Source organism: Klebsiella sp. GB_Kp056 (assembly GCF_040064755.1).
Taxonomy (GTDB): domain Bacteria; phylum Pseudomonadota; class Gammaproteobacteria; order Enterobacterales; family Enterobacteriaceae; genus Klebsiella; species Klebsiella quasipneumoniae.
On the sequence record NZ_JBEAJA010000026.1, the window covers coordinates 21,935 to 33,264 of the forward strand.

12 protein-coding genes and 1 other annotated feature are annotated in these 11,330 nt (G+C 61.2%); of the genes, 3 read left to right on the plus strand and 9 right to left on the minus strand.

Annotated elements, in window-relative coordinates; translation table 11 throughout:
• Positions 1-20: 20 nt before the first annotated feature.
• The 9 genes from hisIE to hisL form a co-directional block, all read right to left on the minus strand.
• The gene (hisIE, locus tag ABLV52_RS01610) at positions 21-617 is read right to left on the minus strand and encodes a bifunctional phosphoribosyl-AMP cyclohydrolase/phosphoribosyl-ATP diphosphatase HisIE (protein ID WP_023290360.1); all 597 of its coding nucleotides are present in this window, start codon (positions 615-617) and stop codon (positions 21-23) included.
• Positions 611-1,387: an imidazole glycerol phosphate synthase subunit HisF gene (hisF, locus tag ABLV52_RS01615; RefSeq protein ID WP_032453444.1), complete on the minus strand. Its 777-nt coding sequence runs from the start codon at positions 1,385-1,387 to the stop codon at positions 611-613. Before hisF ends, hisIE begins: the two co-directional genes overlap by 7 nt.
• Positions 1,369-2,106, minus strand: coding sequence for a 1-(5-phosphoribosyl)-5-[(5-phosphoribosylamino)methylideneamino]imidazole-4-carboxamide isomerase (gene hisA / locus ABLV52_RS01620; protein ID WP_004200373.1), 738 nt, complete (start codon positions 2,104-2,106; stop codon positions 1,369-1,371). Before hisA ends, hisF begins: the two co-directional genes overlap by 19 nt.
• Positions 2,106-2,696 carry an imidazole glycerol phosphate synthase subunit HisH gene (gene hisH, locus ABLV52_RS01625; protein WP_002912227.1) on the minus strand — a complete coding sequence of 197 codons (591 nt, stop codon included), beginning with the start codon at positions 2,694-2,696 and terminating at the stop codon, positions 2,106-2,108. The genes hisA and hisH overlap by 1 nt, the downstream gene beginning before the upstream one ends.
• On the minus strand, positions 2,696-3,763 hold the full coding sequence (gene hisB, locus ABLV52_RS01630) for a bifunctional histidinol-phosphatase/imidazoleglycerol-phosphate dehydratase HisB (protein ID WP_017899706.1): 1,068 nt from the start codon (positions 3,761-3,763) through the stop codon (positions 2,696-2,698). Before hisB ends, hisH begins: the two co-directional genes overlap by 1 nt.
• Complete coding sequence (gene hisC / locus ABLV52_RS01635; protein WP_050533854.1) at positions 3,760-4,821, minus strand: histidinol-phosphate transaminase; 1,062 nt, start codon at positions 4,819-4,821, stop codon at positions 3,760-3,762. Before hisC ends, hisB begins: the two co-directional genes overlap by 4 nt.
• Positions 4,818-6,122, minus strand: coding sequence for a histidinol dehydrogenase (hisD, locus tag ABLV52_RS01640; protein ID WP_023290357.1), 1,305 nt, complete (start codon positions 6,120-6,122; stop codon positions 4,818-4,820). Before hisD ends, hisC begins: the two co-directional genes overlap by 4 nt.
• Before the next feature lie 39 nt (positions 6,123-6,161).
• Positions 6,162-7,061 (minus strand): ATP phosphoribosyltransferase, encoded by a 900-nt coding sequence (hisG, locus tag ABLV52_RS01645; RefSeq protein WP_023290356.1) that lies wholly within the window; start codon positions 7,059-7,061, stop codon positions 6,162-6,164.
• A gap of 47 nt (positions 7,062-7,108) precedes the next feature.
• Positions 7,109-7,231: a sequence feature (His leader region), on the minus strand.
• Positions 7,207-7,257 (minus strand): his operon leader peptide, encoded by a 51-nt coding sequence (gene hisL, locus ABLV52_RS01650; RefSeq protein ID WP_004899375.1) that lies wholly within the window; start codon positions 7,255-7,257, stop codon positions 7,207-7,209. Its footprint overlaps the feature before it by 25 nt.
• Positions 7,258-7,433: 176 nt before the next feature.
• On the opposite strand from hisL, the gene ABLV52_RS01655 reads away from it, so the two are divergent.
• From ABLV52_RS01655 to plaP, 3 genes are all read left to right on the plus strand, one after another.
• Positions 7,434-8,258 carry an SDR family oxidoreductase gene (locus ABLV52_RS01655; protein ID WP_004152513.1) on the plus strand — a complete coding sequence of 275 codons (825 nt, stop codon included), beginning with the start codon at positions 7,434-7,436 and terminating at the stop codon, positions 8,256-8,258.
• Positions 8,259-8,296: 38 nt separating this feature from the next.
• Positions 8,297-9,187 carry a LysR substrate-binding domain-containing protein gene (locus ABLV52_RS01660; RefSeq protein ID WP_348889930.1) on the plus strand — a complete coding sequence of 297 codons (891 nt, stop codon included), beginning with the start codon at positions 8,297-8,299 and terminating at the stop codon, positions 9,185-9,187.
• A gap of 288 nt (positions 9,188-9,475) precedes the next feature.
• Entirely contained in the window at positions 9,476-10,834 is a 1,359-nt protein-coding gene (plaP, locus tag ABLV52_RS01665; protein ID WP_004203583.1) for a putrescine/proton symporter PlaP, read from the plus strand.
• Positions 10,835-11,330 lie beyond the last annotated feature (496 nt).

The window sequence follows — 11,330 nt, forward strand, 5'->3', positions numbered from 1 at the left end:
TTGCGGCGGGGGTCAACGCGTTAGTGACGACTCTTCAGATTATCAATCACTTCCCCGAGATCCAGCCCCTGGTCCTGCAGCAGCACCAGCAGGTGGTACATCAGGTCCGACGCCTCATTCTTCAGCTCGAAGCGGTCGTTCACCGTGGCGGCCAGCGCGGTCTCCACGCCTTCTTCCCCCACTTTCTGCGCAATGCGCTTGGTGCCGCTGGCATACAGCTTCGCCGTGTAGGAGCTCTCCGGGTCGGCGTGCTTACGCTCGGCCAGCAGCTGCTCCAGCTGATAGAGGAACAGCCACTGGTGGCCGGCGTCGCCAAAGCAGCTGGTGGTGCCTTTGTGGCAGGTCGGCCCGATCGGATTCACCAGCACCAGCAGCGTATCGTTGTCGCAGTCCGGCGTGATGCTCACTACGTTGAGGACATGGCCCGAGGTTTCACCCTTGGTCCACAGCCGCTGTTTGGTGCGTGAGTAAAAGGTGACCTTGCCGGTGGCTTCGGTTTTCTCCAGCGCCTCCTTGTTCATGTAGCCCAGCATCAGCACTTCGCCGGATACGGCGTGCTGCACGATGGCCGGCATCATGCCGTCCGTTTTTTCCCAGTCCAGCTGTTCAGTCAACATACCCTTATCTCCACGCCCTGTGCCGCCAGGTACGCTTTCAGTTCGCCAATATTAATAATCTGTTTGTGGAATACCGAGGCCGCCAGCGCGCCGTCAACGTTGGCGTCGCGGAAGGCTTCAAGGAAGTGTTCCATGGTGCCCGCGCCGCCGGAGGCGATCAGCGGCACATGGCACACTGCGCGAACCTTCGCCAGCTGCTGCAGATCGTAGCCGTTGCGCACCCCGTCCTGGTTCATCATATTGAGGACGATCTCGCCCGCGCCGCGCTTCTGCACTTCCTCCACCCAGTCGAGGGTTTCCCACTGCGTCACCCGGGTGCGGCTCTCGTCGCCGGTGTACTGATTGACGTGATATTTGCCGGTCTCTGCATCAAACCAGGTATCAATCCCCACCACAATGCACTGCACGCCAAAGCGGTCGGCAAGGCGGGTGATCAGCGTCGGGTCGGCGAGGGCAGGGGAGTTAATCGAGATCTTATCGGCGCCGAAGGAGAGGATCTGCGCCGCGTCTTCCAGCGACTTGATCCCGCCCGCCACGCAGAAAGGAATATCAATCACTTCCGCCACCCGCGACACCCAGCTCTTGTCGACCACCCGGCCGTCGCTGGAGGCGGTGATATCATAGAACACCAGCTCGTCGGCGCCTTCGTCGGCATAGCGCTTGGCCAGCGGGACGATATCACCGATGATCTCGTGATTACGGAACTGCACGCCTTTCACTACCTGGCCGTCGCGGACGTCGAGGCAGGGGATTATCCGTTTTGCCAGCATTGAATGGCCTCCGTTACGTTGAATTTACCTTCCAGCAGCGCGCGACCGACAATCACGCCGCGCACCCCGGTGCCGCGCAGGGCGGCAATATCATTGAGATCGCCGATGCCGCCGGATGACTGAAACGCCACCTGCGGGTAGCGGGCGCAGACTTCCTCATACAGCGAGACGTTGGAGCCCGCCAGCGTGCCGTCACGGGAGATATCGGTGCACAGCACATGCTGCAGGCCGACCGGCAGATAGCTCTCCACCAGCTCCTCCAGCGTCACGCCGGAGTTCTCCTGCCAGCCGCTGACCGCCACCTGCTTATTGCCGTCGGCGTCGATACGCACGTCGAGGGCCAGCACCAGTCGTTCAGGGCCAAAGCGTTTAAACCAGCCTTTCACTTCCTCCGGGGATTTCACCGCGGTGGAGCCGACCACCACGCGGGCGACGCCGGCTTCAAGCAGGGCCGCGACATCCGCCTCGGTCCGCACGCCGCCGCCGACCTGCACCGGGACGTCAACGCCGGCGACCAGCGATTTCAGCAGCGGGATCTGGCGCTTCGCCGGATCCTTCGCCCCGGTCAGGTCGACCAGGTGCAGGACTTCCGCCCCCTGAGCGGCATAGGACTGCAGGCGCGGCAACGGATCGCTGCCGTAGTCGCGCTGCTGGCCGTAATCGCCCTGGTGGAGACGAACGACGGTGCCGTCGATTAAATCTAACGCAGGAATAATCATCACATCTCCAGGAAGTTTTTCAGCAGCTGCGCCCCGGCGCTCCCGGAGCGCTCCGGGTGGAACTGCACGCCAAAGAAGTTATCTTTCTGCACCGCGGCGGTAAACGCCTCGCCGTAATTGCACTGGGCGATGGTGTACGGGTTGACCGGCATGGCGTAGCTGTGGACGAAGTAGAAATACGCGCCTTCTTCAATGCCGCGGAACAGACGATCGCCCGCTTTGGCATACACCCGGTTCCAGCCCATGTGCGGCAGCGGCAGGCCGTGGTCGGTCATCTTCGGCACCTCTTCCTCGATAATGCCCAGCAGATCGACGCCGTTGTTCTCTTCGCTGCGCTTGCCGAGCAGCTGCATGCCCAGGCAGATACCCAGCACCGGCTGGGTACAGGCTTTGATCAGGTCGATCAGCTCGCGGTCGCGCAGCTGGTCCATCGCCGCCTGGGCGGTGCCGACGCCGGGAAGAAACAGTTTATCGGCACGCAATACCACCTCCGGATCGCGGCTGACCACCGGCTCATAGCCGTGGCGGCCAATCGCCGATTTCACCGAATTGAGGTTGGCGCACCCGGTATCAAGGATCACCACATTCATTACAGCACCCCTTTGGAAGACGGCAGGGCATCGCCCTGGACGCGGATCGCCTGGCGCAGCGTACGGCCAAAGGCTTTGAACAGGCTCTCCACGCGGTGGTGATCGTTCTTGCCCTTGGTTTTCAGGTGCAGCGTCACCGCCATGGTGTAAGAGAGCGAGCGGAAGAAGTGTTCCACCATCTCGGTGCTCAGATCGCCGACGCGCTGATAGGTGAAGTCCGCCTTATACTCCAGGTGCGGACGGCCGGAGATATCCAGCGCGCAGCGGGCGAGACACTCGTCCATCGGCAGCACGAAGCCGAAGCGGTTGATGCCGCGCTTGTCGCCGAGCGCCAGCTTCAGAGCTTCGCCGAGGGCCAGGCCGGTATCTTCCACCGTGTGGTGATCGTCGATGTACAGATCGCCGCCGACGTTGACCTCCATGCGGAAGCCGCCATGGGTGGCGATTTGGTCGAGCATATGGTCAAAAAAGCCGACGCCGGTGTGGATCTTGCTGCCGCCTTCGCGGTCCAGCCACACTTTCACATCCACCTGGGTCTCTTTGGTGATGCGCTCGACGTGGGCATAGCGGTCGCGGCGGGTCAGCTGCTCGCAGATGGTCGGCCAGTTCAGGGTCTCGCGGTCATAGCGCAGACCGATAATCCCCATGTTATCCGCCAGCTCAAGGTCGGTGGCCCGGTCGCCAATCACGTAGCTGTGGGCTTTATCCAGCACACCCTCTTCCAGCCACGGCAGCACCAGCTGGGTTTTCGGCTTGCGGCAGGCGCAGTTGTCGCCCGGGAAGTGCGGACAAATCAGCACTTCCTCAAAGTTAACGCCCTGCGAGGCGAAGATCTGCATCATCAGGTTGTGTGGGCCATCAAACGCCTCCTGCGGCAGGCTGTCGGTACCCAGACCGTCCTGGTTGGTGATCATCACCAGCTTATAGCCTTCCTGCTGCAGCTTCAGCAGCGCCGGGATCACCTGCGGCTCGAACGCCAGCTTGTCGAAACGGTCCACCTGGAAATCTACCGGCGGTTCGGAAATCAGGGTGCCGTCACGGTCAATAAAGAGATACTTCTGGGTCATACTTTCTCCGCAGTCAAGGCGTCAATCACGCGCTGGCTCTCGGCACGGGTACCGATAGTGATACGCAAACAGCCGCTCAATGAAGGTTGTTTATTCTGGTCACGTAAGATAATGCCCTGATCCCACAAAGATTTAAACACTGCGCTGGAGGCGGTTATCCGCGCCAGGACGTAGTTGGTCTCGGAATCGAAGACCTGCTCCACGCAGGCGATGCCGCGCAGCTGTTCCACCAGGTAGCGGCGCTCGTCGAGGATCTGCGCCACGCGCTGACGCATCGCGGCGATCCCTTCCGCGCTCAGCGCCTGGGCGGCGATATCGGCCACCGGCGTGGAGAGCGGGTACGGCGCGATCACTTTCAGCAGCACGTTAATCACCTCGGCGTTGGCGAGGGTGAAGCCGCAGCGCAGGCCGGCGAGGGCAAAGGCTTTGGACAGCGTGCGCAGCACCACCAGGTGCGGGTAGTCGCTGAGCCAGCCGGCGAGCGTCGCCTGCGGGCAGAATTCAATATAGGCTTCGTCGGCCACCACGATGGCTTTGCCGCGGGTCATCTCCAGCAGGTCGCGCATCGACTGCGGGTCGATAATCTGCCCGGTCGGGTTGTTCGGGCTGCAGACGAAGACCACTTTCACCCCGTCCAGCTTTGCCTCGATGCCCGGCAGGTCGAGCTGCCAGTCGGCCAGCGTCGGCACGGTGCGGCATTCGACGCCGATGGTCTCGGCGCTGACGCTGTACATGCCGTAGGTGGGCGGGCAGTAGAGCACCGCGTCTTCGCCTGGCTCGCAGAAGGCGCGGATCAGCAGCTCAATGCCTTCGTCGGCGCCGCGGCTGACCAGCACCTGCTCCGGTTTAACCCCGGCGTAGCGGGCGTAGTTCTCAATCACCGCCTTCGGCTGCGGCTCCGGGTAGCGGTTCAGCGTCTGCTCGGTCAGCTGGAAGGCCACGGCGGTGGGGAATTCGTTAGCGTTCAGCCAGACGTCGCCTTTCCCGCCCAGGCGGCGAGCGGATTGATACGGGGTCAGCGCGCGGACGTTGGCGCGGGCTAAATCTTCAATGCTCATGCTTGCTCCTTCAGGGCGGCAACGCGCAGCGTTACGGCGTTTTTGTGGGCGTCAAGGCGCTCGGCGGCGGCCAGAATCTCAATCGTCGAAGCGAGGGCGGCAAAGCCGTCGCGCGACAGCTCCTGCACGGTCATCCGCTTCTGGAAGTCGGCCAGGCCGAGGCTCGAACAGGTGGCGGTATAGCCATAGGTCGGCAGGACGTGGTTGGTGCCCGAGGCGTAGTCGCCCGCGGATTCCGGCGACCAGTCGCCAAGAAAAACCGAACCGGCGCTGGTGATGCTGTCCACCAGCTCACGGGCCTGGCGGGTCTGAATGATCAGGTGCTCCGGGCCGTACTGGTTGGAGATAGCCACGCACTGCGCCAGGTCGCGGGCCACGATGATCCGGCTGGCGGAGAGCGCCACGCGGGCGGTTTCGGCGCGAGGCAGGGCGGCCAGCTGGCGCTCCACGGCCTCGGCGACGCGGCTGCCCATCCCGGCGTCCGGGGTCAGGAGGATCACCTGCGAGTCCGGGCCGTGTTCCGCCTGGGACAGCAGGTCAGAGGCGACAAAGTCTGGGTTGGCGCCGCTGTCGGCGATCACCAGCACTTCCGACGGGCCGGCCGGCATGTCGATGGCCGCGCCGTCCAGACGCTGGCTGACCTGGCGTTTGGCTTCCGTGACGTAAGCGTTACCCGGGCCAAAGATTTTATCCACCTTCGGCACCGACTCGGTACCGAGGGCGAGGGCGGCGATGGCCTGCGCGCCGCCGACGTTAAAGATGGTTTTCACGCCGCACAGCTGCGCGGCGTAGAGGATCTCATCGGCGATCGGCGGCGGCGAGCAGAGCACCACCTGCTGACAGCCGGCGATGCGCGCCGGCGTCGCCAGCATCAGCACCGTGGAGAACAGCGGCGCCGAGCCGCCCGGAATATACAGCCCGACGGAGGCGATAGGGCGGGTCACCTGCTGGCAGCGCACCCCCGGCAGCGTTTCGACATCCACCGCCTGCAGCTGTTGCGCGTTGTGGAAGGTCTCGATGTTTTGCACCGCCACCGCCATCGCCTGCTTCAGCTCGTCGCTGAGGCGCTCGCCGGCGGCAGCGATCTCCGCCTCGCTCACCTGCAGCGCGGCGACGGTGGTTTTATCAAACTTCGCGCTGTATTCGCGCAGCGCCGCGTCGCCGTTGGCTTTGACGTTATCGAGGATCGCCGCCACCGTTTTACTGATGCTGTCGGAGGCGGAAATCGCCGGGCGCGTTAAGAGTTGTTGCTGTTGGTCTGCGCTACAGCCGTTCCAGTCGATGATTGTGTTGAAGCTCATGATTGTTTTCCCCTGTGTGTCCCGTGACCGGCTGGCCGATTACTCCATCATCTTCTCAATCGGCAGCACCAGAATGGAGCTGGCGCCCAGCGCCTTCAGTTTTTCCATAGTCTCCCAGAACAGGGTTTCGCTGCTGACCATGTGCATCGCCACGCGCTGCTTGTCGCCCGCCAGCGGCAGAATGGTCGGCCGTTCGGCGCCCGGCAGCAGGGCAACCACTTCTTCCAGACGTTCGGTCGGGGCGTGCATCATGATGTATTTCGACTCGCGGGCCTGGATCACGCCCTGAATACGGGTCAGCAGGCGGTCAATCAGCTGCTGTTTGGCGTCGTCCATTTCGCCGTCGCGCTGGATCAGGCAGGCTTTGGAGCGGTAGATCACTTCCACTTCGCGCAGGCCGTTGGCTTCCAGGGTGGCGCCGGTGGAGACGAGGTCGCAGATGGCGTCGGCGAGGCCGGCGCGCGGCGCCACTTCCACGGAGCCGTTCAGCAGACAGGATTTAAAGGAGATACCTTTTTGATCGAGGTAGCGCTTCAGCAGGTGCGGGTAAGAGGTGGCGATACGTTTGCCGTCCAGCGCCGCCGGGCCGTTCCAGGCTTCATCCACCGGTGTCGCCAGCGACAGGCGGCAGCCGCCGAAGTCCAGACGACGCAGGGTGAAATAGCGCGGGTCTTCGCCCTGGGCGCGGCGGCTGAGCAGCTCTTCTTCCAGCACGTTTTCGCCGATAATGCCGAGGTCGACAACACCGTCCATCACCAGGCCCGGGATATCGTCATCACGCACGCGCAGAATGTCGATTGGCATATTTTCCGCCAGCGCAATCAGACGCTGGGTGTGCAAATTGACTTTAATGCCGCAGCGGCTGAGTAATTCGCGTGAATCTTCGCTTAAACGGCCTGATTTCTGAATAGCTATGCGTAAACGGGTGTTGTCTAACATTGTTCTTTTCCTCTGAATACCTGTCTGAATCTGTCCGAATTTGGTCCAAAAAAAAGCCCCCGGAAGTGAATCTTCCGGGGGCTCTCTGCGCGTTCATGCACCACTGGAAGATCCAAATGTCTTCCAGCACACATCGCCTGAAAGACTAGTCAGGATGATGGTGATGATGGTGGTGTTTAAATTGAACGCGGTTCATAAAAATTCTCTGTGAATGACTATGCATTTGATGTCCTTTAACCTAAACCACTTTCGCCGCAGAAAGCAAGGGCTTTTTTCTATCATTAATTCATTTCACATTGAGCGAAGAAATTGTCAGTTGCCGCTGGCTGGCGTAGCCTGTAATCAGCACAGCGAAAGAGTCAGGAGCCTGGGATGAAAAAGGTCGCGATAGTCGGTTTGGGATGGCTGGGGATGCCGCTGGCGCTGTCGTTGACGGCGCGAGGCTGGCAGGTCACCGGCAGTAAAACCACGCAGGATGGCGTGGAGGCGGCGCGGATGTGCGGGATCGACAGCTATCCGCTGCGCCTGGAGCCGCAGCTGGTCTGTGATACCGAGGACCTCGACGCGCTGATGAACGTCGATGCGCTGGTGATCACACTGCCGGCCCGGCGGACCGGGGCAGGGGAAGGGTTTTATCTGCAGGCGGTGCAGGAGATTGTCGATACCGCGCTGGCGTACCATATTCCGCGGATCGTCTTCACCAGCTCCACCTCGGTGTATGGCAACGTCAACGGTACGGTGAAAGAGAACTCCCCGCGCCTGCCGCAAACCGCCAGCGGGCAGGTGCTCAAGGAGCTGGAGGACTGGCTGCACAATCTGCCGGGGACCTCGGTGGATATTCTGCGCCTGGCCGGGCTGGTGGGGCCGTCCCGCCATCCGGGGCGTTTTTTCGCCGGCAAGTCGGCGCCGGATGGCCAGCACGTGGTCAACCTGGTGCATTTGCAGGATGTGGTGGCCGCCATCGAACTGCTGCTGCAGGCTCCGAAGGGCGGGCACATCTATAATCTATGTGCGCCCCGCCATCCGGCGCGCGGCCTCTTTTATCCGCAGATGGCCCGCGAGCTGGGGCTGCCGCCGCCGGTCTTCAGCGACAGCCCGGACGGCGGCCAGGGCAAGATTGTGGATGGCAATCGTATCTGCAATGAGCTGGGGTTTGAGTACCAGTACCCCGATCCGCTGGTGATGCCGATGGAGTGATCCGCCAGCGGTGATTCGCATACCGTAAGGGGGTAGCGATGAAACCACTGCTGGATGTCCTCGTGATCCTCGACGCGCTGGAAAAAGAGGGGAGCTTTGCCGCGGCGTCGGCAAAGCTCTTTAAAACGCCCTCGGCGCTGAGCTACACCATTCACCGGCTGGAAAGCGATCTCAATATTCAGCTGCTCGACCGCAGCGGGCACCGCGCGCGCTTTACCCCCACCGGACAGATGCTGCTGGAGAAAGGGCGGGAAGTGTTGCACATCGCCCGCGAACTGGAGATCCGGGCGGTTAAGCTGCAGCAGGGGTGGGAACATACCCTCCGCCTGGCGGTAGACAGCACCTTTCCCGTGGCGCAACTCTCGCCGCTGATCGCCGCCTTTTATCAACAGCAGCCGCTCACCCGGCTGCGCTTCACGCTGACCCACTCGCTGCTGGACTGGCGGCCCTTGACGGAAGGGCAGGCCGATCTCCTGCTGGGGGCGCTCGGCGAGCCGCCGCCGCTGAGCGGCTATGATTATCTTCCCCTTGGCGAGCTGGAGCTGCTGCTGGTGGTCTCCCCGCAGCATCCTCTGGCGGCGCGCCGCGCCCCGTTGAGCTGGCGAACCCTGCGGCGTTACCGCGCGGTGGCCACCGGCGAGGGCGGGGCGCTGCTCGCCGATCAGGAGACCCTGACGGTGTGTGACGCCGCGGGGCAGCTGGCGCTGCTGCGCATGGGGCTGGGGTGGGGCTGCCTGCCGCGTTATCAGGTGCAGGCGCTGCTGGAGAGCGGCGAGCTGGTCAGTCTGGCCGTGCGCGGGCTGTCGCCTCGTCAGCGCGCGTGGATCGCCTGGAATGACGCCGCCTGCGGTTTGGCCGGGAAATGGTGGCGCGAATCGCTATTAGCAAATAGTGCTATTTTTACAATTTATCATACGGAAATCGTATAGATATTAGCATCTTAAAAATTATGCTCACGCAATGAACTTCATAACATCTTGTCAACGCCGTTGATATTGTTGCAAAATATGCGGCCTGAAAACCAGAGACTAGCCGACGCTTTTTTTAAAGTGTCGGTTATTTTTTTGGTCGAAAGACACATCATTCAATACCAAGAGGCCGGGCTTCGTACCGGATAGATATTTACTAAAAACCGACAGTCGTTGTCGCTGAGGAATAGAAAGAAATGGGGCAATTTTTTGCTTACGCGCTGGCGTTCACCGTAAAAGGGGATAACTATGTCGCATAACGCTACTCCAAATACCTCTCGCGTGGAATTACGTAAAACACTTACGCTAGTTCCGGTTGTAATGATGGGCCTGGCCTATATGCAGCCGATGACGCTGTTCGATACGTTTGGTATCGTCTCTGGTATGACCGACGGTCACGTGCCGACGGCCTACGCCTTTGCGTTAATCGCTATCCTGTTTACTGCCCTGAGCTATGGCAAGCTGGTACGTCGTTACCCGTCCGCCGGCTCGGCGTATACCTATGCGCAGAAATCCATCAGCCCGACCGTTGGCTTTATGGTGGGTTGGTCCTCGCTGCTCGACTACCTGTTCGCGCCGATGATCAACATTCTGCTGGCGAAAATCTATTTTGAAGCGCTGGTGCCTTCGATTCCGTCGTGGGTGTTTGTTATCGCGCTGGTCGCCTTTATGACCGCCTTTAACCTGCGCAGCATTAAATCCGTGGCCAACTTCAACACCGTGATCGTGGTGCTGCAGGTGGTGCTGATTGCCGTTATCCTCGGCATGGTGATTTATGGCGTGTTTGGCGGCGAAGGCGCCGGTACGCTGGCCAGCAGCCGTCCGTTCTGGTCCGGTGACGCGCACGTGATCCCGATGATTACCGGGGCGACGATCCTGTGTTTCTCGTTTACCGGCTTCGACGGCATCAGCAACCTGTCTGAAGAGACCAAAGATGCAGAGCGCGTCATTCCGCGCGCGATCTTCCTGACCGCGCTGATCGGCGGCCTGATCTTCATCTTTGCCACCTACTTCCTGCAGCTGTACTTCCCGGATATCTCGCGCTTTAAAGATCCGGATGCGTCACAGCCGGAAATTATGCTCTACGTGGCAGGTAAAGCCTTCCAGGTTGGCGCGCTGATCTTCTCCACCATTACCGTACTGGCGTCCGGTATGGCGGCGCACGCTGGCGTGGCGCGTCTGATGTACGTGATGGGCCGTGACGGCGTGTTCCCGAAAAGCTTCTTCGGCTATGTGCACCCGACCTGGCGCACCCCGGCGATGAACATCATCCTGGTCGGCGCTATCGCCCTGCTGGCGATTAACTTCGACCTGGTGATGGCGACGGCGCTGATTAACTTTGGTGCGCTGGTGGCGTTTACCTTCGTTAACCTGTCGGTGATTTCGCAGTTCTGGATCCGTGAGAAACGCAACAAGACGCTGAAAGACCACTTCCAGTATCTGTTCCTGCCGATGTGCGGCGCCCTGACCGTCGGCGCGCTGTGGGTCAACCTGGAAGAGAGCTCGATGATTCTGGGCCTGATCTGGGCCGGTATCGGTCTGGTCTATCTGGCCTGCGTGACCAAAAGCTTCCGCAACCCGGTGCCGCAGTATGAAGACGTGGCGTAAGGCGTAGCGTGATGTGAATGAGAAAAGCCGGAGGGAAACCTCCGGTTTTTTTTCGTTTGGCCCGGTGCGATACCTTTTGCCCGGCGGCGCTGCGCTTGCGCGGGCCTACGGTGATGGTTAATCTTCTGAAATTTAATGGTTATGTAGGCCGGGTAAGCGAAGCGCCACCCGGCAACATATTGGGCACGGAGCCTGATGTATTGCCCGGCGGCGGTGGAGACTGTTATCGGTTTACCACGTTCTCAGACTCCGTAGGCCGGGTCAGGCGCAGCCGCCACCCGGCAATATGTTGGCCACGGAAACGATGGCCGGACAGTTCCGTCTCCCTTGGGGAGAGGGCCAGGGTGAGGGGAAGCAACGCCGTGTGGTCATTTATGTTATCTGTGGCTTCAGCGCACATTGCGCTCCCGGTTAGCTTTCTGCGTAATGTCTCACACCGCACAGGGAGCGCACAGGGGGCGGCCAGTCGCCGCCGCCCCCTGTACCCCCGGGCTCC

What these genes read in the sequence shown, in the direction of transcription:
- hisIE (WP_023290360.1), bottom strand. Translation starts at nt 617, where the DNA reads ATGTTGACTGAACAGCTGGACTGGGAAAAAACGGACGGCATGATGCCG.
- hisF (WP_032453444.1), bottom strand. Translation starts at nt 1,387, where the DNA reads ATGCTGGCAAAACGGATAATCCCCTGCCTCGACGTCCGCGACGGCCAG.
- hisA (WP_004200373.1), bottom strand. Translation starts at nt 2,106, where the DNA reads ATGATTATTCCTGCGTTAGATTTAATCGACGGCACCGTCGTTCGTCTC.
- hisH (WP_002912227.1), bottom strand. Translation starts at nt 2,696, where the DNA reads ATGAATGTGGTGATCCTTGATACCGGGTGCGCCAACCTCAATTCGGTG.
- hisB (WP_017899706.1), bottom strand. Translation starts at nt 3,763, where the DNA reads ATGACCCAGAAGTATCTCTTTATTGACCGTGACGGCACCCTGATTTCC.
- hisC (WP_050533854.1), bottom strand. Translation starts at nt 4,821, where the DNA reads ATGAGCATTGAAGATTTAGCCCGCGCCAACGTCCGCGCGCTGACCCCG.
- hisD (WP_023290357.1), bottom strand. Translation starts at nt 6,122, where the DNA reads ATGAGCTTCAACACAATCATCGACTGGAACGGCTGTAGCGCAGACCAA.
- hisG (WP_023290356.1), bottom strand. Translation starts at nt 7,061, where the DNA reads ATGTTAGACAACACCCGTTTACGCATAGCTATTCAGAAATCAGGCCGT.
- ABLV52_RS01655 (WP_004152513.1), top strand. Translation starts at nt 7,434, where the DNA reads ATGAAAAAGGTCGCGATAGTCGGTTTGGGATGGCTGGGGATGCCGCTG.
- ABLV52_RS01660 (WP_348889930.1), top strand. Translation starts at nt 8,297, where the DNA reads ATGAAACCACTGCTGGATGTCCTCGTGATCCTCGACGCGCTGGAAAAA.
- plaP (WP_004203583.1), top strand. Translation starts at nt 9,476, where the DNA reads ATGTCGCATAACGCTACTCCAAATACCTCTCGCGTGGAATTACGTAAA.